General features: G+C 54.7%; 17 protein-coding genes and 1 pseudogene. 10 read left to right on the top strand and 8 right to left on the bottom strand.

Annotation, left to right across the window (positions count from 1 at the left end; genetic code table 11):
- Window positions 1–22 precede the first annotated feature (22 nt).
- The gene (locus ACXKZG_RS12240) at window positions 23–856 is read right to left on the bottom strand and encodes a helix-turn-helix transcriptional regulator (RefSeq protein ID WP_013202047.1); all 834 of its coding nucleotides are present in this window, start codon (window positions 854–856) and stop codon (window positions 23–25) included.
- A gap of 581 nt (window positions 857–1,437) precedes the next feature.
- Window positions 1,438–2,361 (bottom strand): LysR family transcriptional regulator, encoded by a 924-nt coding sequence (locus ACXKZG_RS12235; protein WP_346598711.1) that lies wholly within the window; start codon window positions 2,359–2,361, stop codon window positions 1,438–1,440.
- A 159-nt stretch (window positions 2,362–2,520) separates the two neighbouring features.
- Here ACXKZG_RS12235 and ACXKZG_RS12230 point away from each other — a divergent pair, with 159 nt between their 5' ends.
- Both ACXKZG_RS12230 and ACXKZG_RS12225 read left to right on the top strand, forming a co-directional pair.
- On the top strand, window positions 2,521–3,951 hold the full coding sequence (locus tag ACXKZG_RS12230) for a M20 family metallopeptidase (RefSeq protein ID WP_488874926.1): 1,431 nt from the start codon (window positions 2,521–2,523) through the stop codon (window positions 3,949–3,951).
- The gene (locus tag ACXKZG_RS12225) at window positions 3,948–5,234 is read left to right on the top strand and encodes an MFS transporter (protein ID WP_151037540.1); all 1,287 of its coding nucleotides are present in this window, start codon (window positions 3,948–3,950) and stop codon (window positions 5,232–5,234) included. Before ACXKZG_RS12230 ends, ACXKZG_RS12225 begins: the two co-directional genes overlap by 4 nt.
- Window positions 5,235–5,298: 64 nt before the next feature.
- Here the strand turns inward: ACXKZG_RS12225 and ACXKZG_RS12220 are convergent, their stop codons facing one another.
- Both ACXKZG_RS12220 and aldA read right to left on the bottom strand, forming a co-directional pair.
- Window positions 5,299–6,342, bottom strand: a complete 1,044-nt coding sequence (locus ACXKZG_RS12220; RefSeq protein ID WP_488874925.1) for an acyltransferase family protein — start codon at window positions 6,340–6,342, stop codon at window positions 5,299–5,301.
- A 583-nt stretch (window positions 6,343–6,925) separates the two neighbouring features.
- Window positions 6,926–8,365: an aldehyde dehydrogenase gene (gene aldA, locus ACXKZG_RS12215; protein WP_488874924.1), complete on the bottom strand. Its 1,440-nt coding sequence runs from the start codon at window positions 8,363–8,365 to the stop codon at window positions 6,926–6,928.
- A gap of 369 nt (window positions 8,366–8,734) precedes the next feature.
- Between aldA and rhaT the strand changes: the two genes are divergently transcribed.
- Window positions 8,735–9,769: an L-rhamnose/proton symporter RhaT gene (rhaT, locus tag ACXKZG_RS12210; protein ID WP_013202053.1), complete on the top strand. Its 1,035-nt coding sequence runs from the start codon at window positions 8,735–8,737 to the stop codon at window positions 9,767–9,769.
- A 90-nt stretch (window positions 9,770–9,859) separates the two neighbouring features.
- On the opposite strand, the gene rhaR is transcribed toward rhaT, so the two are convergent.
- Window positions 9,860–10,678 (bottom strand): HTH-type transcriptional activator RhaR, encoded by an 819-nt coding sequence (gene rhaR / locus ACXKZG_RS12205; RefSeq protein ID WP_488876264.1) that lies wholly within the window; start codon window positions 10,676–10,678, stop codon window positions 9,860–9,862.
- Between the two features lie 59 nt (window positions 10,679–10,737).
- On the bottom strand, window positions 10,738–11,565 hold the full coding sequence (rhaS, locus tag ACXKZG_RS12200; protein ID WP_013202055.1) for an HTH-type transcriptional activator RhaS: 828 nt from the start codon (window positions 11,563–11,565) through the stop codon (window positions 10,738–10,740).
- Between the two features lie 299 nt (window positions 11,566–11,864).
- On the opposite strand from rhaS, the gene rhaB reads away from it, so the two are divergent.
- Genes rhaB through rhaM form a run of 4 tightly spaced genes read left to right on the top strand, consistent with a single transcriptional unit; the run spans window position 11,865 to window position 15,746 of the window.
- The gene (gene rhaB, locus ACXKZG_RS12195) at window positions 11,865–13,337 is read left to right on the top strand and encodes a rhamnulokinase (protein WP_134824063.1); all 1,473 of its coding nucleotides are present in this window, start codon (window positions 11,865–11,867) and stop codon (window positions 13,335–13,337) included.
- Window positions 13,334–14,590 carry an L-rhamnose isomerase gene (locus ACXKZG_RS12190; protein ID WP_488874923.1) on the top strand — a complete coding sequence of 419 codons (1,257 nt, stop codon included), beginning with the start codon at window positions 13,334–13,336 and terminating at the stop codon, window positions 14,588–14,590. Before rhaB ends, ACXKZG_RS12190 begins: the two co-directional genes overlap by 4 nt.
- A gap of 9 nt (window positions 14,591–14,599) precedes the next feature.
- On the top strand, window positions 14,600–15,442 hold the full coding sequence (gene rhaD, locus ACXKZG_RS12185; protein ID WP_013202058.1) for a rhamnulose-1-phosphate aldolase: 843 nt from the start codon (window positions 14,600–14,602) through the stop codon (window positions 15,440–15,442).
- Window positions 15,432–15,746, top strand: a complete 315-nt coding sequence (gene rhaM / locus ACXKZG_RS12180) for an L-rhamnose mutarotase (RefSeq protein ID WP_488874922.1) — start codon at window positions 15,432–15,434, stop codon at window positions 15,744–15,746. The genes rhaD and rhaM overlap by 11 nt, the downstream gene beginning before the upstream one ends.
- Before the next feature lie 49 nt (window positions 15,747–15,795).
- On the opposite strand, the gene ACXKZG_RS12175 is transcribed toward rhaM, so the two are convergent.
- Together ACXKZG_RS12175 and ACXKZG_RS12170 are read right to left on the bottom strand one after the other, a co-directional pair.
- Complete coding sequence (locus tag ACXKZG_RS12175; protein WP_013202060.1) at window positions 15,796–16,983, bottom strand: sugar transporter; 1,188 nt, start codon at window positions 16,981–16,983, stop codon at window positions 15,796–15,798.
- A 285-nt stretch (window positions 16,984–17,268) separates the two neighbouring features.
- Window positions 17,269–18,688: pseudogene (locus ACXKZG_RS12170) on the bottom strand (MFS transporter).
- Window positions 18,689–18,805: 117 nt separating this feature from the next.
- On the opposite strand from ACXKZG_RS12170, the gene ACXKZG_RS12165 reads away from it, so the two are divergent.
- From ACXKZG_RS12165 to ACXKZG_RS12155, 3 genes are all read left to right on the top strand, one after another.
- Window positions 18,806–19,663, top strand: a complete 858-nt coding sequence (locus ACXKZG_RS12165) for a helix-turn-helix transcriptional regulator (protein WP_013202062.1) — start codon at window positions 18,806–18,808, stop codon at window positions 19,661–19,663.
- A 151-nt stretch (window positions 19,664–19,814) separates the two neighbouring features.
- The gene (locus ACXKZG_RS12160; protein WP_013202063.1) at window positions 19,815–20,687 is read left to right on the top strand and encodes an NAD(P)-dependent oxidoreductase; all 873 of its coding nucleotides are present in this window, start codon (window positions 19,815–19,817) and stop codon (window positions 20,685–20,687) included.
- Window positions 20,688–20,899: 212 nt separating this feature from the next.
- A complete protein-coding gene (locus ACXKZG_RS12155; RefSeq protein WP_013202064.1) occupies window positions 20,900–21,382 on the top strand; it encodes an RrF2 family transcriptional regulator in 483 nt (160 codons plus the stop codon).
- The last annotated feature ends 49 nt before the right edge of the window (window positions 21,383–21,431 follow it).

Raw genomic sequence — 21,431 nt, 5'->3', positions numbered from 1 at the left:
CCTCGTTGACGGGGGCCGTCGTTTATCCCCTTTGCTGTTGACGCCAGTGAGCGATCAGCGTGGCAGTTTTTTCCCGATCGATCGGCCGGGAAGGGGTATAAATCACCAGGCCCAGATCGGCGCGGCCATCAACGGCAAACGAAGAGTATTCGAAATTGCACTCGCCCACTAACGGTAGGCGCGTATGTTTGATGCCCTCGCCGTACTGCTGAACATCATAATTTTGCCAGATGGTGTTGAATTCGCTGCTGCTCTGGCAAAGCTCATCAATCAATGGCTGCACGGAATCCATGGCACCGGCGCGCATCACTTCCGATCGGAAAGCCGCGACGGCAAACGTGGCATCCTGCAGCCAATTCACCATATGCTCTTTCACGCGAGGATCGCCAAACAGGATCCGCAGAATATTCCGCTGTTCGGGCGCCATTTTGCTGTAGTCCTTCAGCACCGCACGCGCGGCTTCGTTCCAGGCAATGATGTCCCAGGTCGGGGTTTTCACCATCGCCGGGCTGTATTCCAGCGAATCCAGCACCCGCTGAAGTTGCGGAGAGATGGGTTCCCAGGCCTGATAATGCACCTGCGGCGCACGCTGCTGCGCCAGGAAAAACAGGTGTTCGCGTTCCACCGGCGTCAGTCCTAGCGCTTCAGCAATACGGTTGAGCACTTCAGCCGAAGGCGAGCCGCCGCGGCCTTGTTCCAGCCAGGTATACCAGGTGGCGCTGACGTTGGCGCGGTTGGCCACTTCCTCCCGCCGCAATCCCGGCGTGCGGCGGCGGATAGGAGAAATACCGAAATCTGCCGGATTCAGCTTCGCACGCCGATCTTTCAGGTAACTGCCCAGTAATTTGCTGTCCACGTTATGGCTTCCTCAAGAATGACTTACAGGGGTAAGTTGTTTGGTTGCTCTGTTTATTGCTGTAGCAAGTCGTCTGGATGCTTCGGTGACCTCGTCAGGGCGCAAAGTCGTTGTTAACCTTTCCCTCAGTGCTGGCTGAGTTTGCCGCTGTTACAAAGCAAGTCGTATGGATGCTCTGGTGGCAAGTTCAGGGAGAGAAGGTTGAACGTAAAGTCGCCGTGCACCCATCCCTGGGGGCTCAGCGGCGACATCCCTGTCGCCGATGCTTTGCTTATCAACCTTCTCTCCCTTCCCCAAGGCTTCATTGTTGCCTGTTTCAATGGGGTCACACAAATCAAAACCCGCTCCCCTAATGTATTTGACCTGTGTATCCACCAGGCCACCCAACGACACTAAGTTATGGGGTGGCGGCATAGAGCCCGGTAGCCGAGTGTCTGCGGTAGGGATGCCGCAGCCAAGCCCCCAGGGATGGGTTCACGGCGTCTCGGATACCGGGCTCTATGCTGACGCCAAACCCCCGAGCCGATGTTGACCTAAAGCCTTTGACCTTAATGCCTTTAAACTTAAAACCCCGAACCCACTCAGAAACCATATTCGCTGCGAAAAAATTCATTCTGCTGCTGCAACTGCTCACTGACAAAGGTGAGAAACAGATTCAGCGCTGCGGATCGCTGGCGGCCGTTAACCGTTTGGACCTGAAGCGTGCGCTGGGTGAGCTGATCGATGCCGATAGACCGTAATGCCAGACCGTGCTCTTTGGCCTGATACAGCACGGTAAACTGGCTGCAAATGGTGATCGCCTGCGGGTTTTGCTGCAGGAAAAAATAGAGCGTACTGAAATTATTGCAGGTGATCGCCGGCTCGATAAATGTACCGCTCATCTGGCAGGAGAGCTCAAACAGCTGGCGAACCGTGGTGCCCTGATCGGGTAACGCCACGGGGAAGGCCTGCAAATCCTTTAGGGTAAACGCCTTTTTCGCCAGCGGATGGCACTGTTGCATCACGATCAATACCGGCGCAGGGAAAGAGGCCACGACATCGACGCCTCTTTCCGGCTGCAGGCTGAACTGAAAAGCAACATCGCACTCTCCCCGGCGCAGGATCTCCGCCACTTCCAGCGCGCTGCCCACGGTCAGATTAAAACTGACCGACGGATTCAGATGACGAAACTGCGAACAGAGCGCGGGCAGCAGGCTGAACGCCATGCCGTCAGTGCAGGCAATACGCAGCGCGGTTCTTCTCACCGCTTTCAGCCCTTTGATTTCCGCCATCGCATGTTCCATATCCATCAGGCTCCGGCGCACATGATTTTCAAAAATCTTCCCGGCATCGTTCAGCACCATGCCGCGCGCATGTCTGTCGAACAGCGGTGCGCCGATTTCCGCTTCAAGCTTCTGGATCTGGCGACTGATGGCCGAAACCGCGACAAACAATTGTTGGCTGGCGGCACTCAATGAGCCGCAGTTGGCGACGGCCAGAAAATAGCGAATTTCAGAACTGTGCATTGCTTTGCCTTCTGCTGGTGCATGCTGCTTAACTGTGCAATCTTGCCTTGCTTTAAAAGCAACGCGTGTTTGATATTTTGATGATTGTGGCAAACCCCGATTTTAGCTTAGATGGATGCAGAACATAACAACAAACAAGCAAACACAACGGGCGGACCTATGACGGGTGAACAGGCAGTGGCGCAGGCCACAGCGTATTTTGATAGCGGCGAATTTAAACAGGTACTGGCACGACGCGTTGCCTTGCGTACTGAAAGCCAGCGCAACGATCGTGATGAAGAACTGCAGCGCTACCTTGATGAAGAGATTGCCCCGGCGATGCAGGCGCTTGGGTTTACGCTGACCCAGCTTGAAAATCCCAGCGCACACGCACGCCCTTTTTTAGTGGCCAGCAGAATCGAAGATGCAGCCTTACCTACGCTGCTGTGTTACGGACATGGCGATGTGGTATTTGGCGATGATGAAAACTGGCGCGAGGGGCTGGATCCCTGGCAACTGACCGAAGAGGGCGACCGCTGGTACGGCCGTGGGAGTGCCGATAATAAAGGACAGCACACGGTAAACATCGCGGCGCTTGAGCAAATCTTCCGCGCGCGCGGCGGCAAGCTGGGCTTTAACTGCACGTTCCTGTTTGAAATGGGTGAAGAGATCAGCTCACCTGGCCTGGCGCAAATCTGTGCCGAAAACCCAGAATTGCTGAAGGCCGATATCTTTATTGCTTCTGATGGTCCACGGCTGAATGCGCAGCGCCCAACGCTGTTCCTCGGATCGCGTGGCGCGGTAAACGTCCGACTCAGTATCCATGCGCGCGACCGCGATTATCATTCGGGTAACTGGGGCGGTTTACTGACCAATCCCGGAACTCAACTGGCTAACGCGCTGGCCTGCGTGGTCAATCAACATGGTCAGCTTCAGGTTGCAGCGCTCAAACCGCCGGCGATCTCCGCTGCCGTGCGGGAAATCCTCAGTGATATTGATGTTCTGGACAGCACCGATGGCCCGCAGATTGAGGTTAACTGGGGCGAAGCCGGTTTGACGCCAACCGAACGCTTATACGGCTGGAATACCCTCGAAGTGCTCTCACTCCTGACCGGTAATCCAGAAAGGCCAATGAATGCCATTCCCGGCAAAGCTACGGCGGTGTGCCAGCTGCGTTTTGTGGTCGGCACCGACTGGGAAAATATCGCTCAGCATCTGCGTCAGCATCTCGACAGTCATGGCTTCAGCCAGGTTGAGGTAGAAGTACTGCGAGGATCGCCTGCAACCCGGCTTGACCCACGCGATCCGCTGGTGGACTGGGCGCTTCAGGCGATGTCCTCAATTAGCGGGAAAAAACCGGCGCTGTTACCCAACCTCGGCGGCTCGCTGCCAAATGATGTCTTCGCTAAAATCCTCGGCTTGCCGACGTTATGGGTGCCGCATTCCTATCCCTCCTGCGGTCAGCATGCCGTTGATGAACATATGCTGAAATCCATTGCCCGCGAAGGGCTGCAAATGATGACCCAGCTGTTGTGGGAGCTGGGCGAGAAGGGCGCGGATCTGCTGGCCAGCCATCAACAGTATCAGCAACAGCAGGAGAAGACGGTATGAGCAGCGTCGTTCACCCGCAGTCTGACACGTTAAGCACCACGCCGAACCTGTATAAAACCCTGTTTGCCACCTGCGTGGGCAATGCTCTCGAATGGTTTGATATCGCGGTATACGGCTTTTTCGCCAGCTATATCGCCCATGCGTTTTTCCCCACTCAGGATCCCGCCGTTTCTTTATTGCTGACCTTTGGCAGCTTTGGCGTGTCCTTCCTGATCCGGCCATTGGGTGCGATCGTACTGGGCGCTTATGCTGACCGCGTCGGACGAAAAAAGGCACTGATGATGTCGATCACCCTGATGATGGTCGGCGGGCTGATCATTGTGCTGATGCCGGCGTACGGCACCATCGGCCTGATCGCGCCAATCATGATCCTGCTGGCGCGACTGATTCAGGGGTTCTCTGCAGGTGGCGAGTTTGGCAGTTCCACCGCCTTCCTGGTTGAACACTTTCCCCATCGCCGCGCATTTATCGCCAGCTGGCAGTTCGCAACCCAGGGCGCGAGTACCTTACTGGCGTCGGCGTTCGGACTGGGATTAACCCAGTGGCTAAGCGAAGCGCAAATCCAGGACTGGGGATGGCGCATTCCTTTTGCTTTCGGATTGTTGATTGGCCCGGTCGGCCTCTATATTCGTCGGCATGTGCATGAACCCGCCAGCTTTGTCGCGCAGGAGAAAACCCATTCTCCGCTGAAATTGCTGGCCGGGCAGCAGAAGAATCTGATGCTGTTGGCCATCGGACTGATGGTGATCTCGACCGGCATTAACTACATGCTGAATTATGTCCCCACCTATGCCACCAAAAGCCTGCACCTCTCAGGGACGGCGGCATTCAGCGCCACCCTGTTAGCCGGGGTTATTCTGACGGTGGTCACGCCATTGATGGGGCTTTGGGCGGAGAAAATAGGGCGCACACCGCTGATGTGGGGATCGCTTATCTTGCTGATCCTGACGATTTACCCGGCCTTCCTGCTGGTGGTGAACCGTCCTACGGCGGGAATGCTGCTGATGCTGGTGGGATGGATGGCGTTGCTGAAATCGGTCTATTTCTCGACGGTGCCGTCAATGATGGCCGATCTGTTCCCGATGACCACCAGGGCCAGCGGGATGGCGATCAGCTACAACATCGCCGTGACGGTGTTTGGTGGCTTTGCGCCCTTAATCTGTACCCTGTTGATTACCGCTACCGGAACAAGTTTAGCGCCAAGCTATTATCTAATGGCACTGGCATTGCTCAGCGGATGGGCGTTGTATAAAACCCAGTCGCTAAAACGCGTAACGGCATAACGAAAAAATGCACCTCTATTGTCCGCAGGCAACGGACAATTGGAGGTGCACTTTCAAGGAACGTTTACCCCGCTTTTACCTGCAGGATCACTGAGGCACGCCGTTCAATCATCCAGTAAACCAGGTAACCGAAGCCGACTGAGCCAACCAATAACAGCGCCATTGCAAGGTACAGAATAGTCTGGCTGCTGCCCGCAGGAATAATCAACTGGATCATTTCCACCAGTGCCCCCATCAAAAGGCGATGGCAGACATAGATTGAATAGGAAGCCAGACCGACGGCCGTTAATACGCGACCCGCAGAAGACGTTTTACTGATGCGGAAACTGAAAAACGTCAGAATAAAGAAACTCAGGGTCAGCACCACCAGTTGCAGGAAACCCTGGGAAAGCGTTGTCCCAACGATAACCAGGAAGGCCACCATCAGCAGCGAATATCCGCTGTGAAACCAGGGTATCGTTAATCTCGGCTGTATGGCAAAACAAAAAACACCGCTGAGAAAATAAAGCATTACTGGATTGGTATAGAACTGGAACCAGGGGTTATCGCTCGGAACCAGTAAACTGGCGGCGGCCAACACAATCACGCTGAGGAAAATCAAGGTCAGGCCAGAACGGCGTGCCAGCAATAAGCCAGTAGAAAAAATCAGATAAAACAACATCTCGTAGCAGAATATCCAGCCTGAGGAGAGCACCGGCGTCAACGAACCGAGCTCTTTAATGTAGACCGAAGGAATAAAAAGCAGTGACAGGATATTATCCACAGGTTCTACGGTTGTAGATGGAAACCACGAGGGTTGCATCACCCAAAATACAATAGTGACCAGCGTGAATAAATAATAAACCGGCAATATTTTTACCAGTCTTCCTTTAATAAACGGAATAACCTTTCCTTCGCCAAAGTCATTCCAGTGCAGGCTTGAAATAAGATAGCCACTGCTCATAAAAAAAAGGAAAACGCCTAACTGACCGATTGAAGAACCATAACCTGCCAAACCTGAAAATTTCACGTCACTTAATTTACCGGCAAAACTTTCTGCATTGCAGAGTACGATCAATAAACAGGCTGCGGCGTGCAGCCAGGTAATAGAGAGTAAATTATTTTTCATGTAAATGACCCCGGTGCTGTGTAGGAAACCCCTCACCGCAGAACGGTGAGGGGCAGGGAGCATATCCATTTTTAGAATTGAAGATTGATGGATTTTATCATTGGGCCTTTATTGGCCTCTTTGTAATGAGATTGCTGTGTGTGTCTTTCTTTCAACACATAAGCTCAAACGCGCTCTGTGTGAGGTGATACATTAACCTGATTTAATCATTTATTTCCATATGTAAAATACAACTTTAATTAGTTTAGGAATTTCCTGTACCTGTTGCTTTAATTAATTTTGGATAAAGTGTGCAAGTAATAAATGGCGCTAATAATTGTTTTTTGTTTAACCGTCAGCAAGGTGCTGAATTCAGGCAACACAGTGCTAATACTGGGAATTTAACGGCGACAAATGATTAGCAACTTCTGCCAAAATGCCGGGGAACACAACCGGTCATCATGAATAGTTAAGGACCCTTAACTATGGGACTATTCCTGGAGCCCGGTATAAGGGGGCTGAATGAATGCGGCATGGACTGATATGACCGGAAGCAGCCGGTAAAACCCCGCCGGCTGCTTCATTACTGGAAACACAATGTGAATTAATGATACTGCAGATAGGCCACGTGAGTTTGTAAGTACTCCTCCAGACCGTGGCGGCCGTCGGCGCCGCCGATACCTGATTTTCGCCAGCCGGCATGGAACCCCTGCATCGCCTCAAAATTCTCGCGGTTCACATAGGTCTCGCCAAGCTTCAGCTGTTTGAGTGCCTGCATTGTGGTGTTCAAATCACGGGTGAAAATCGAGGAGGTCAGGCCATACTCGCTGTCATTGGCCATTTCAATCGCCTCTTCAAGGGTGTTAAAGGGAATAACCGGCAGCACCGGGCCGAAAGTTTCTTCCTGAATAATCGCCATTTTTTGAGACACGTTGGTCAAAAGCGTCGGCTCGAAGAAATAGCCGCGCTGGCCACTGCGTTTCCCGCCGGTGACAATTGTCGCGCCTTGTTCAACCGCCAGCGCGACCTTTTGTTCAACCCGCGTCAGGGCATCGGCGGAGATCAACGGGCCCATATCGATGTCGCTGCGTTCTGCCGGATTGCCGCTGGTCACCTGGCCGAAAGCGGTCGCCAGACGCCCGACAACCTCGTCATAAACCTCCCTTTGCACATAGAGCCGCTCAGCACAGTTACAAACCTGCCCGGTATTGATCATTCTGGAGCTGACAATGGCTTTTACCGCCAAATCCAGGTCTGCATCATTCATCACTATTGCAGGCGCTTTTCCGCCCAACTCAAGAGAAACTTTAGTGATATTCGGCGCCGCTGCCTGCAAAGTGGCAATACCAGCGTTGACGCTACCCGTCAGGCTGACCATACCGACCTTGGGATTGGCGGCCAGCGCCTGGCCGACTTCCGGACCATAACCGGTTACCAGGTTAAAGACGCCCGCAGGCAGACCCACCTGGTCGACAATGTCGGCAAACAGCATGGCGTTATTCGGCGTCAGTTCGCTGGGCTTAATCACGATGGTGTTACCGGTGATTAAGGCCGGGGCCGCTTTACGCGCGATCAGGAAGAAGGGGAAGTTCCACGGCAAAATGCCGGTGGTAACGCCAATCGCTTTTTTAAATACCATGATGGTTTCATTCACCCGATCGCTTTGTACGATCTCGCCTTCATAACGGCGGGCCCACTCAGCCATATAGTCGAGGTAATCTGCGGTAAACAGCACTTCCGTTTGCGCCAGTTGCTGGGTTTTACCGCCCTCGGCAACAATGGTGGCGGTGATTTCTGCTTCCCGGCTACGGATACCGGCAGAAATTTTGCGCAGCCAGTTGCCCCGTTCCACGGCAGGAAGGGCTTCCCAGGCGGGCTGTGCCGCTTCTGCGGCATCTATCGCCCGGTCGGCATCTTCACGGTTGCCTTCCGGCACCTGAGAGAGCAATGCTTCCGTCGCGGGGTTAATCACATCAATCCAGCGTCCGCTGCGGTTTTCTACAAACTGGCCATTGATATAAAGGCGATGTTGGCGTGCGGTCATGGCAGATTCTCCGTAAACACTATTTTATGGTGAGGTTAATGAAATGTTGCGTTATAAAATACTGCCGCAGGAAAAGCGCGATGACCTTTCCCTGACTGCCATTCAGTCGTAAGGAGTGGCAGAATCTAAAAGAACCGCAGGGCCTGACGGTGAAAAAGCAATTTACGCTTAAAAATGAGGGGATTATCAGGTGGGAAGGGGATTTTCATGGAATGGCATCAGAAACAGGATTTGTGATCGCGGTCAGCAGGAGGCGCTGAATTTTGCCAGGTTTCTGCCACAGCGGGCAGTCAGCCTAAGGTGCCCGCGGTTCGATCCTTCGTAGACTGCGGATACCGGGCACCTCACCCTCCTACGAAGGAAATAATAATGAATCAAGCAATCCTTTCAGGCATCCTGTGGCATCTGGTGGGCGCGGCCAGCGCCGCCTGCTTCTATGCTCCGTTCAAAAAAGTCCGTCATTGGTCATGGGAAACCATGTGGTCAGTTGGCGGTATCGCATCGTGGATCGTTTTACCCTGGGCGGTCAGTGCCGTATTGCTGCCAAACTTCTGGGGGTACTACAGCAGCTTTTCTCTCTCTCAGCTGTTGCCTGTCTTTCTCTTTGGCGCCATGTGGGGCGTAGGGAATATTAACTACGGTTTGACCATGCGCTATCTGGGCATGTCGATGGGGATTGGTATTGCCATCGGTATCACTCTGGTGGTCGGCACGCTGATGACGCCGTTACTGCAGGGCCGCTTCGTCGAACTGTTCAGCTCCGCAGGGGGCAGGCTAACGCTGCTGGGCGTCCTGGTTGCGCTGATTGGTGTGGCCATCGTTTCACGCGCGGGCTTATTAAAAGAGCGGGCGATGGGCATCACGGCGGAAGAGTTCAACCTGAAAAAGGGGCTGGTGCTGGCGGTGATCTGCGGCATCTTCTCCGCCGGCATGTCCTTCGCGATGAACGCCGCCAAGCCGATGCATGATGCGGCGGCGGCCCTGGGTATCGACCCGCTGTATACCGCATTGCCGAGCTATGTGGTGATTATGGGCGGCGGTGCGCTGGTCAATCTCGGCTTCTGCTTTATTCGTCTGGCAACAAAATCCGATCTTTCGGTCAGAAAAGATTTCTCGGTGGCCAAATCCATGCTGATCAGCAACGTGCTGCTCTCCGTGCTGGGCGGCACCATGTGGTATCTGCAGTTCTTCTTCTATGCCTGGGGCCATGCCCGCATTCCTGCGGAATATGACTTTATCAGCTGGATGCTGCATATGAGCTTCTACGTTCTGTGTGGTGGTCTGGTCGGGCTGGTATTAAAGGAGTGGAAAAATGTAGGGCGTCGTCCGGTCAGCGTACTTTGCGGTGGCTGCGCGGTGATTATCCTCGCAGCGAATATCGTCGGAATGGGCATGATGTCCTGAGGCAAGCCTGAGTGGGCAGGATGCCCGAGGTTGTTACCGTCACCACAGGGACGTGGTGCCGGCCGTTCCTTCCTTCCTTCCTTCCTTCCTTTATCCTTCGTGTCGGGCAAAATGCGTTTTACGTTGATTGCCATGTTCAAACTGTTGCCTGAAGGCGCTGGGCGTTAAGCCCGTTTCGCGGGTAAACACCACCGAAAAATAATTACTGTCATCAAAGCCGCATCGGGCGGCCACTTCACCGATCAGACAGTCGCTGCTGCGCAGCAACACTTTCGCCCGGCACAGTTGCAGCTGGCGAATGTAATGGCCAGGCGTCATTCCGGTTTGCTGGCGGAACAAGTGCTTCAATGCACGTTCTGACAGCTGATGCTGTTGGCAAAATGCGCTGAGGTCAAAGTTACTGGCAATCTGTCCCTGAATGGCGGACATCAACAGGTCTAACTGCTCACCTTCCGGTAATTGCCAGGCGCTGTCCGCGGCATATCGGTGACGTTGTAACGTCAACACCAGCTGCAGGAATAAGGTTTCGGTTAGCTGCCTGGAGAGCTGGTCGCTTTTCCGGCTCTCCTGCTTCAGCTGCTGAATGACTCCACGGGCCAGCGCCATCCCTCGGGTGGTCAGCCGCCAGGCGGAACCATCATTTTCCGGCAGGAAGTTTTTCCAATCCAGTCCCAGCGTGAAGCGTTCCGGGCAGTAGATAATGTTGTCCAGCACCAGGTCGTTAACCGATTGGAAGCTGTGACAGTCATCGGGGCGCAGGTAGAACAAATCCCCGCAGGTGATTAGCCAGGGTTTTTCATTCATCACATGCAGGCCGTTGCCCCGCCAGACGATCACTAACTCACTGAATTCATGGATATGTGGCGGGAAGCTGGGCTGTGGCGCGCGGTCAGCAACCGCCACAGGCATCAGCTCAGAAGGGAAATAGTCGGCTTTCGCCAGGCGAAGGGTTGGCGTCAAGGTTCACCTCACAGATCATTTTGTCTGATGGTACGCGGAGAGGTGCCAAACTCGCGCTTAAACAATGTAGAAAAGTGATTGCTGTCACCAAATCCACACTGATAAGCAATATCGGTAATGCGCATTTCACTGTGCCGCAGCAAATGACGCGCCTGCAACAGACGTAGTTGATTCAGATAACGTTGCGGTGTGCTGCCAGTTTGTTGTTTTAACTGGCGATGCAGGGTGCGTAGCGACAGTGAGAAGCGGGTTGCCAGCGCTTCCCAGTCAATTTCTTCACTGAAATGCTCGGCCAGCCAGTTAAGCAATCCGCGCATCCGGCCATCCTGATCGTCTCCTGGCAATTCGCTGCACCCACGGCGCAACAGCACCAGCAGCTGCATAAAGCGCATCTCCTGTTCCGCCTGATTTTCCCAGTCGGCGCGATCGGGCGACTTGCCCAAATCATCAATCAGCGCTTTCGCCTGTGCCAGCACCTTGTTGCCAATGCGCCAGTGGGACGGGTAGTTGCCTTCGCATTCCTGCGGCAGAAGATGCTGAAAGCCGGTGACAAAGCGGAAGGCTTCCGGCCCGCGGTAGAGCACATTGGTGAGGATCAGCTTGTCGGTATTTTCGTACAGATGGCGATCGTGATTGCGCACAAAGCAGACGCAGCCACCGCATAAAGGACGCGGCTCGCCATTAAAGATATGGATGCCCGCACCTTGCTCGACAATCACAATCTCATGGAAATCATCGTGATGGTGCTCGGGAAACGCACCCTGAGGGGCACGCGGTTCTATGGCTATCGGCAGTCCGCCGCTCGGGAAAAAATCCACGCTGTGTAATACGGTCATGATCTTTCCTCTTTAGCAGTCATCGGGCAAGTCTACTGCCCGACGCGGGGCGCTGACCTTGAATTTTCGACAGCAATTAGCCGCAAACGAGCTGTATTTCTAAGAATGGTGCAAGGGAATAACAGATTTGCGCGGCGTGTCACATCGACACCCTAAGCAGTTGAAAAACAAAACTGTGAGCTGATTCACGTTCACCTTTGCCAGATTGCCAGCGGCCGACAGCGGCTGGCAGTTACGGGAAGGTGTCAGATCGTCAGGCTTTTAGACTGTGGCTATCGAACAGAAAGGAAGCCAATGCTATGACCTTGCGAAATTGTGTTGCCATCGACCTGGGTGCCTCCAGCGGCCGCGTGATGCTGGCCCGTTTTGATGCCCAAACGGGTGAGCTTCAGCTGGAAGAAGTGGCCCGTTGTGTTAACCGTCTGGTCACCGTGGATGAGCAGCAGTGCTGGGATGTGGATGCGCTGGAAACCTTTATCACCCGCGCACTGAACACGTTGGTCGAACAGGGCATCGTGCCGGACAGCATCGGGATCGATACCTGGGGCGTGGACTACGTTCTGCTGGACCAGGATGGCGAAAGGGTCGGTTTGCCGGTGGCCTACCGCGATGGCCGTACGCAGGGCGTGATGCAGCAAGCCTGTCAGGCGTTATCCCGTGAGGCGATCTATCAACATACCGGCATCCAGTTCCTGCCTTTTAACACCCTGTATCAGCTACGCGCGCTGACCGCCTCCAAGCCTGAATGGCTGGATCGGGTTAAGCATGCGCTGATGATCCCGGACTACCTTCATTATCGTTTAACTGGCCAGCTGAACTGGGAATACACCAACGCCACCACCACCCAGCTGTTGAACATTGATAGCGGAGAGTGGGACGAGACGTTATTGGCGTGGACCGGTGCAAAGGCCAGCTGGTTTGGCACGCCTTCGCAGCCGGGGACGCCACTGGGTAACTGGACCAGCGCCGATGGCCAGCAGGTGCCGGTGATTGCGGTCGCCACCCACGATACCGCCAGCGCCGTGCTGGCAGCACCCGTCGCCGGAACCAATGCCGCGTGGATGAGCTCCGGCACCTGGTCGCTGATGGGCTTTGAAAGCCTCGAACCCTTTACCGGTGACGCCGCGCTGGCACTGAATATCACCAACGAAGGCGGCGCGGAAGGCCGCTATCGGGTGCTGAAAAATATTATGGGCCTGTGGTTGCTTCAGCGTGTTTGCAGCGAACTGGCTATCGAGGATTTATGTGCGTTGATCGATGAAGCAGAACGCCAGCCAGCCTGCCGGTCGCTGATCAACCCCAACGACGATCGCTTTATCAACCCAACGAATATGGTGCGGGAAATTCAGGATGCCTGCGTTGAACAGGGTATGCCTGCGCCAACGGACGCACCGGCACTTGCCCGCTGTATTTTCGACAGCCTGGCGCTGTTTTATCGCCAGGTCCTTCATGAACTTGAGGCGTTGCGGGGCCATGCTTTTAGCTGGCTGCATATTGTCGGCGGAGGCTGTCAGAACCCGTTACTCAACCAACTTTGCGCGGATGCCTGCGGTATCCCGGTGATCGCCGGGCCAGTTGAAGCCTCCACGCTCGGCAACATCGGCAGCCAGCTGATTGCCAGTGGTGATATTCAGGACGTCACGCATCTGCGCCAGCTGATCAAACAAAACTTCTCTCTTAAAACGTTTACCCCTCACGCCAGTGACGTCTATCGCCGCAGTTGGCCGCGTTTCCAGTCACTGACACACAAGGCAAAGGAGCTATGTATATGACCCGAGCAATCGAACAGGCGTTTGAGCTGGCGAAACAGCGTTTCGCTGAAATTGGCATTGACGTCAACGCTGCGATGGCCCAGCTGGATAAGCTACCCGTTTCCATGCACTGCTGGCAGGGCGACGATGTCAAAGGTTTTGAAAATCCGCAGGGCGCGCTAACGGGCGGTATCCAGGCCACCGGGAATTATCCGGGCAAAGCCACCACGGCTAACGAACTGCGTGCCGACCTCGATCAGGCGATGGCGTTGATCCCAGGACCGAAGCGTCTGAATCTGCACGCTATTTATCTGGATGCCGAAAGCCCGGTCGATCGTATCGACATCAAGCCCGCGCATTTCAGCAAGTGGGTTGAATGGGCGAAGAAAAATAAGCTCGGTCTGGACTTTAACCCCACCTGTTTCTCGCATCCGCTCAGTGAGGATGGTTTTACTCTGGCGCACCCTAATCCGGAAATCCGCCAGTTCTGGATTGAACACTGCAAGGCCAGCCGGAAAATTTCCGCCTCCTTTGGCGAACAGCTGGGAACGCCGTCAATTATGAATATCTGGGTTCCGGACGGCATGAAGGATCAAACCATCGATCGTTTTGGCCCGCGCGAACGACTGATGAACTCGCTGGATGAGATTATCAGCGAGAAGCTCGACCCTGCACATCATTACGATGCGGTGGAAAGCAAGCTGTTCGGCATCGGTGCGGAAAGCTACACCGTGGGCTCCAATGAATTCTGCCTTGGCTATGCCAGCAGCCGTCAGACGGCGCTGACCCTGGATGCCGGTCACTTCCATCCTACCGAGCAGGTCTCTGACAAAATCTCCACCGCCATGCTGTACGTTCCGCGTCTGTTGCTGCATGTGAGCCGCCCGGTGCGTTGGGATAGCGACCATGTGGTGGCGCTGGATGATGAAACTCAGGCCATTGCCAATGAAATCGTCCGCCAGAAGCTGTTCGACAAAGTGCATATCGGCCTGGACTTCTTTGATGCCTCCATCAACCGTATTGCGGCCTGGGTCATCGGTACCCGCAACGCGAAAAAGGCGCTGCTGCGTGCGCTGCTTGAGCCGGTAGACACCCTGAAAACGCTCGAGCTGGAAGGGGACTACACCACGCGTATGGCGCTGTATGAAGAGCAAAAATCTCTGCCGTGGCAGGCCGTGTGGGAAGCCTACTGCCTGCGTCACGATGTGCCGGCCGGTGCCGGTTGGTTAGGCGATGTTCGCCACTATGAACAACACGTTCTCAGCAAACGTTAAGGATCTAACATGCAAAATATTCTCAATGCCTGGTTTGTGCGGGACATGGTCAAAGCCACCAGCGATATGTGGCTGAAAGGATGGGATGAGCGCAACGGCGGTAACGTCAGCCTGCGTTTACTGGACGAAGAAGTCAGGCCTTTTGCGCAGGACTTCGATCGCGAGCCACGTACCGTTGAGCTGACGCAACCGGCTCCGGGACTGGCAAACTGCTGGTTCCTGGTGACCGGATCGGGCAAGTTCTTCCGCAATGTGCAGCTGGATCCTGCCGACAGCTTGGTGCTGCTTCGGGTCAGCGAAGATGGCCGCGCGTACAGCATTTATTGGGGGCTGACCAACGGCGGCCTTCCGACGTCTGAACTGGCATCACATTTCCAGTCGCACAGCGTGCGCATCAAGGCCACCAACGGTGCCGACCGCGTGATCATGCACTGTCACGCCACCCACTTTATGTCGCTAAGTTATGTGGTTGAGCTGGATTCTGCCCGTTTCACCCGCCTGTTATGGGAAGGCAGTACCGAGTGTCTGGTGGTCTTCCCCGATGGCGTGGGCATCGTGCCGTGGATGGTGCCTGGCACTGACGGCATCGGCGAAAAAACCGCTGAACAGATGGCCTCCCACAGCCTGGTGATGTGGCCATTCCACGGCATCTTTGGCGCAGGACCGACGCTTGACGAGACCTTTGGTCTGATTGATACCGCGGAGAAATCGTCAGAAGTGGTGGTGAAAGTGCTGTCGATGGGCGGTATGAAGCAGAGTATCACCACCGCAGAGCTGATTGCGCTGGGCGAACGCTTTAACGTTAAGCCGTGGCAGGCTGCACTGGAGGCGCGTCATCCTCATGTTGCGTAAAGCGTTCGTGATGCAGGTTCATCCGGATAAGCATCAGGAGTATCAGCAGCGGCACAACCCGATCTGGCCTGAACTGGCGAAAACCCTCAAGGAGCATGGCGCGCATCATTACAGCATCTTTCTTGATGCGCAGCGCAACCTGCTGTTTGGCGTGGTGGAGATAGAATCAGAAGCGCGCTGGAATGCGGTGGCAGAAACCGACGTATGCCTGCGCTGGTGGCAATCGATGTGTGAACTGATGCCGTCTAACGCGGATAACAGCCCGGTGAGTACTGAGCTCAAGTCGGTGTTTTATCTGGACTGAGAAAAACAAAAAACCACCTGAAAGGTGGTTTTTTTTAAGCTCATATCCGCTAGCCGTTAATGCGTAACTGCGGATAACGCCGCATGCTCCACGCACACCAGGCCAGCGCTAGCAGGCCAATCGTACCGCCAGCGTAACCAATATTCTGCATATCCAGATGCAGGCTAACCTGATTACCCAGCAACGCGCCGCCGCCAATCCCGATATTATAAATCCCCGAGAGTAACGACATGGCGACGTCAGTCGCATCCGGTGCCAGCGCCAGCACGCGAACCTGCACCGCCAGCCCGATAATCATTATTCCCATGCCCCAGAAAATACACAGCGTGGAAATCGCCAACGTATGGGTGGCCGAAACATACAGCGTCAGCATGCAAAGGGTAATTAGCGCTATGGCACCCAGTAAAAATGCCGCCGGAAATTTATTGCCGAGGGTACTGAACAGAATGCTACCGACAATTCCGGCTGCACCAAATATCAACAGCAGGAAGGTAGTAAAGTTGGCACCCATCGCCGCCACACTTTGAATAAACGGCTCGATATAGCTGTAGGCGGTATAATGCGCGGTCACGACGATGGCAATCAGTAAATAAAGCGAAACCAGAGCAGGGCGCTTAAATAACATCGGCACGCTTTTCAGTGAGCCAGTGTGCTCACTTGGCAGCTTCGGCAATAATTTCGCCAGGCACAGCATGGTCACCAGCGCGACGAATCCAATCACCCCGAAAGTAATACGCCAGCCGAGGTACTGTCCAATCATGCGACCAATCGGCAGGCCCAATACCATCGCCAGCGCGGTGCCGGTTGCCAGCATACTTAATGCCTGAGTCTTTTTGCCCGCCGGCGCAACGCGGATCGCCAGAGACGCGGTAATCGACCAGAAAATGGCATGAGACAGGGCAATGCCGATACGCGACAGTACCAGGATATTGAAACTCCAGGCAAAGGTCGAGAGCACGTGGCTGGCGATAAACAGCGTAAAAATGGCAATCAGCAGGAAGCGACGCTCAACATTTCTTGTCAGCAACATCATCGGCAGTGACAGCAGGGCAACGACCCAGGCATAAATGGTCAGCATCAACCCAACCTGTGCCGTGTTCATATTGTAGCTGGCCGCAATGTCAGACAGCAGACCGACCGGTGCAAACTCGGTGGTATTAAAGATAAATGCGGCAATGGCTAACATGAAGACACGTAGCCACGCTGTTTTGCGTGAAACAGGATTAGTAGATTGCATTGGAGTTAACGACTTGTTGATAGAAAGTTAATTCCACATCGGGCGGAATCTAAGAAATTAAGCGCGTATTGTGTTTTATTTATCCGCCAGATGACACCGAAAAAGTGCCCTTTTTTGTAAAACAGTATAATTGTCGGACTCTTCGCCAATAAAAAGGCCGCAACGGCCTTCATGTGTCTTAATAATGCCTTAGCCGAGGTAAAAAAACGGCTGGCTGTCGGCGGGAAACACCCTGTCCGACCGATTCAGCCAGCTGCCGGGGACCTGCTTAGCGTCTTACCGCCCTTAACCAGGCTGGACCAGTAAACTCCGGCGTGTCGCTACCGCTCGGATCACCAATACCAGCATCACAATCCATTCAGCGGCCAGCGTCAGCAATACCGCCTGCTGATAACTGCCATGCTGTTGTAATACCTGACTGTAAACGGTGCCTAACAGCATCGGTCCCAGGCCAAACGCGGCCTGCTGCACGGTAGACAGCATCGCACTTCCCGCACCGGCATGATCTTTCGGCACATCAGACAGGCCAATACGATAGAAGCAGCTGACGATAAACGACTGGCCAAAACCAATTAAGGCGGTTGCCGGGATCAGCGCATAAATGCCAACGTCAGGCCAGCCGGTTTTAAAGGTGGCCATCAATGCCAGCAATCCCGCCATTTGAATCCCACAGCCGGTCAGCAGCATGGCGATGCGGCTTAACTTCTCAGCGATGCGGGTGGTGCACAGCGAGCCAATAAAATAGGCCACGCCCAACGCAATAAAGGCGTTCCCCGACTGGAAAGGCGTCATACCCAGGCCGGACTGCAGGGTAAGCGCCACGGCAAACATAAAACCGCTCCAGCAGGAGAAGAACAGCACCGCAATGGACAGGCCGAAGCGCACACCGTTCAGACGCATCAGGCTGGGTGGCAACAGCGGATGCCCCTGTTGCTGTTCCAGCGTCACTTCCACCCGCCATAAACGGTGCAGCAAGACCGGGAAAGCGGCCAGCAGCAGGATGCAAGGCCAGGACCAGTGCAGCAACGGCCCCAGCGCCAGCGCTAACAGCAGGCAGCCAATGGCGCTGGCGAGGAGAACCGTGCCGGCCAAATCGATGGAGACCTTCTGCGATTTTTTGGTTTCAGGGATGCTTTTCGCGGCAAACAGCACGATCAGGACACAGAGCGGGATGTTGATCAGGAACACGCTGCGCCAGCCATAGCCACCAAGGTTGGCGGCAATCAGGAAACCGCCCAGTACCTGACCGATAATAAAGGCCAGCCCGCCGATGCCGCCGTACAGGCCAATTGCGCGAGCATGGGCGCGCCCGGTGCAGGCAGACGTGCAGCGTAGCGAGGATCTGCGGTACCACCATCGCCGCGCCAATACCCTGTAATGCACGGGCAACCAGCAACAGCCAGACGGAATCCGCCAGGCCACACAGCAGCGAAGCGATGCCGAACACCACCACGCCCAGCGTAAACACCCGGCGGCGGCCATAGTTGTCTCCCATTCGGCCGCCCATTGCCAGGCTAACGGCAAAGGCAATGCCATACACCGCAACGATCAGCTCCAGCTGGATCGGCGAAGCGTGCAGGGTGGTGGACATGGCATCCAGCGCCACGTTAACGATGGAGAAATCGATCATCGGCAGCAGTTGCCCCGCCAGTAAGACCAGCAGGCCGCTGCGGCCCAGCGTTGGAGAATCGGAGGCGTTGTTCATCAGGTAAAAACCTTGTCAGCAATCAGAATGAGGCATAGCATCAGCGATCTGTGAAACGGGTACCAGTTTTTGATTATCATGGTATAAATGCTACCCGTATGCCCTGGAGAGCCCGACATGCCTGAGATTACCGTTATTCCTGCTGCGGAAAATAACCGTCAGTTATTGGGGGCCTTTCTGCGCCGCCGTCGGGAAAGCCTGGATCCTAACCGATTGGGGCTTCCGCGCATGCGAAACCGCCGTACGCCGGGCCTGCGGCGGGAAGAAGTCGCGCAGATGGCCGACGTCGGCGTCACCTGGTATACCTGGCTGGAACAGGGAAGGGAGATCAAAGCCTCCAATAAAACGCTGACGGCGATTGCTTCGGCGTTACAGTGTAACGAAGCGGAAACTCAACATCTTTTTTCGCTGGCCGGTCATCAGTATCCGGTGCAGGCCGCGGCACGGGTCTGCGCGAAAGTGTCGGCGCATGGGCAAATCACCCTCGATGCGCTGCATCCGTTACCCGCCGTTATTCAGTCGGCGCGCTTTGATATTATTGGCTACAACCAGGCGTGGCAGAAGTTGGTCAATCTGGATTTACAGGCCATTCCTCCGGAAGACCGAAACTGCATTTTGCTGGCATTTACCAGTCAGGCCTGGCGGGACTCCATGCTGGACTGGGAAACGGTGATGCCGAATATGGTGGCAAGATTCCGCGCGCAAATGGGCGATAACCTTGAAGATCCGCACTGGAAATCGATGGTCGATCGTCTGCTGGCCTGCTCGGACGAGTTCCGCAATATCTGGGAACGATATGAAATCCGCGCGATTGAAAATCAGGTTAAACGCTTCTTCCATCCTAAAGTGGGTGCCTTAACCCTGCGGCAAAATAACTGGTTCTCCGCACCACGAAACGGTGAGCGTCTGCTGGTTTATATCCCGGAAGATGAAAACAGCGCGGCGGCGTTAAGCCAGATCACCGCTGACAGCTAGCGGATAATTGCCGCGCTAATTCACACCCTCTTACCAATTCAGGGCGCATTATTCCCCTCTCAGGTTAAGCAATCCCCCGCGCATTGCGCTACCCTGGTCAGTGAAGGCGGCAGCAATGTCGCTCCCGTTTCTCAGCATAAGGAATTCAGTAATGACTCAACGTCCCACTGTTGCAGTATTGGGATTAGGCGCGATGGGCCACGCCTTCGCCGCTAATTTAGTGAAAAATGGCTTTACCACCTCTGGCTGGAACCGTACCAAAGCCCGCGGCGAAGATCTGCAGGGCGCAGGACTGAAGCTGGCGGACAGCCCAGAACAGGCGGTAGAACAGGCCGATGTGGTGATCGCCATGCTGGCCGATGCACAAACCACGGAATCGGTGCTGGCTCAGGCGCAAGGCTCGATGAAAAACGGCGCGATTGTGGTGCAAATGGGCACCATTGGCGTTGAATCGACCGAAAAACTGATTGCCACCTTCCAGCAGCAGCGCCCTGATGTGGTGTTTCTCGACGCGCCAGTTTCCGGCACCAAAACCCCGGCCGAAAATGCCCAAATTGTGGTGCTTGCCAGCGGCGATCGTCAACGTGCTGCCGCGGTTGAGCCGGTTTTTGCCGCCATTTCAAAAGGCACCAAATGGCTGGGCGAAGCGGGTGCCGCTTCAAAAATGAAGCTGGTGGTGAATGCCTGGCTGATCTCGATGGTGCAGGGCCTGTCAGAAAGTACCCAGATGGCGAAAGAGTTTGGCTTCACGCCGGATGACCTGTGGTCGGTGCTGGACGGTGGTCCGCTGGCGGTACCTTATGTAAAAGGTAAGCTGGAGATGATGAAAGAGGGAACTTATGACCCACAAATGCATCTTACATGGGCACTAAAAGACGTTAACCTGGCATTAGCGGCGGCCAAAAACAGTGAACTGCCTGGCCTCAACCTGATCTCGGATGTCTGGCAGGATGCAGTGGACGCGGGCTATGGAGAGAAAGATTTGTCGGTGGTTTATCGCTATCTTAGTGAGAAGTCCGGCTAAAAAAGCGAGCCGGTCGACGATCGGCTCAGTCATAATCCCCTAAATATCATAATGATAAGGGGAATAGCAGTAATCGCTTAGGCAGAACCTTCTAAAGTGCAACAGTATTTGTTATATTAAACAGGTATTGTTTTTACTAGTTGACTGATTTTTAATGCTTTTTAAGACCGCCGCAAAAACGGTGATGCACAGCTAAAAGCAAGGATCTGAACATGCTTGATATTCGTTTTCCTACAGCCTTACAAATGGTGCTCTGTGTGGCCCAGGCGGAGCGGGAAGGTAAACGCAGCACCAGCAAAATTCTGGCGATGGGCCTTGAGGCCAATCCCAGTTTTGTCCGCAAGATGATGGTGCCGCTGACTCGCGATGGCATTATTGTTTCCACACTAGGCCGGGCCGGGACCATTCGTCTTGGCCGACCGGCAGACGAGATCACCTTATGTGATATCTATACGTCTGTGCTGGAAGACAAGCCGTTACTGGCAGGGCGCCCTGAAGTGCCTGCCCGCTGTCTGGTCAGTGCCAACACCTGTTGGTTCTTCAAGGAACTGGCGCGAGAAGCTGAACAGGCTTCGCTGGACGTGCTGGCTAAGCGCACGGTCGCAGATGCGTTAAGAGAAATTTTTGAGCGCGACAGGCGTGATCCGGAAGGCAGCTGCGAGGCAACACGCGCCCGCGAAGAAGCTGAAAGCTAGCCCTCCCGTAAAAAGAAACCGGACATCGTGATGATGCCCGGTTTTTTTA

This window comes from Erwinia sp. 2186 (assembly GCF_057812255.1).
The sequence above is the reverse complement of the archived record's forward strand: the minus strand, read 5'-3'. Positions and strand labels throughout refer to the sequence as shown.

Bases quoted from the DNA above. Each gene is read 5' to 3' on its own strand.
- ACXKZG_RS12175 (WP_013202060.1), bottom strand. From the start codon at position 16,983: ATGCAATCTACTAATCCTGTTTCACGCAAAACAGCGTGGCTACGTGTC.
- aldA (WP_488874924.1), bottom strand. From the start codon at position 8,365: ATGACCGCACGCCAACATCGCCTTTATATCAATGGCCAGTTTGTAGAA.
- ACXKZG_RS12235 (WP_346598711.1), bottom strand. From the start codon at position 2,361: ATGCACAGTTCTGAAATTCGCTATTTTCTGGCCGTCGCCAACTGCGGC.
- ACXKZG_RS12190 (WP_488874923.1), top strand. From the start codon at position 13,334: ATGACCCGAGCAATCGAACAGGCGTTTGAGCTGGCGAAACAGCGTTTC.
- ACXKZG_RS12165 (WP_013202062.1), top strand. From the start codon at position 18,806: ATGCCTGAGATTACCGTTATTCCTGCTGCGGAAAATAACCGTCAGTTA.
- rhaT (WP_013202053.1), top strand. From the start codon at position 8,735: ATGAATCAAGCAATCCTTTCAGGCATCCTGTGGCATCTGGTGGGCGCG.
- ACXKZG_RS12155 (WP_013202064.1), top strand. From the start codon at position 20,900: ATGCTTGATATTCGTTTTCCTACAGCCTTACAAATGGTGCTCTGTGTG.
- rhaS (WP_013202055.1), bottom strand. From the start codon at position 11,565: ATGACCGTATTACACAGCGTGGATTTTTTCCCGAGCGGCGGACTGCCG.
- ACXKZG_RS12230 (WP_488874926.1), top strand. From the start codon at position 2,521: ATGACGGGTGAACAGGCAGTGGCGCAGGCCACAGCGTATTTTGATAGC.
- rhaB (WP_134824063.1), top strand. From the start codon at position 11,865: ATGACCTTGCGAAATTGTGTTGCCATCGACCTGGGTGCCTCCAGCGGC.
- ACXKZG_RS12225 (WP_151037540.1), top strand. From the start codon at position 3,948: ATGAGCAGCGTCGTTCACCCGCAGTCTGACACGTTAAGCACCACGCCG.
- ACXKZG_RS12160 (WP_013202063.1), top strand. From the start codon at position 19,815: ATGACTCAACGTCCCACTGTTGCAGTATTGGGATTAGGCGCGATGGGC.
- rhaR (WP_488876264.1), bottom strand. From the start codon at position 10,678: ATGCCTGTGGCGGTTGCTGACCGCGCGCCACAGCCCAGCTTCCCGCCA.
- ACXKZG_RS12220 (WP_488874925.1), bottom strand. From the start codon at position 6,342: ATGAAAAATAATTTACTCTCTATTACCTGGCTGCACGCCGCAGCCTGT.
- rhaM (WP_488874922.1), top strand. From the start codon at position 15,432: ATGTTGCGTAAAGCGTTCGTGATGCAGGTTCATCCGGATAAGCATCAG.
- rhaD (WP_013202058.1), top strand. From the start codon at position 14,600: ATGCAAAATATTCTCAATGCCTGGTTTGTGCGGGACATGGTCAAAGCC.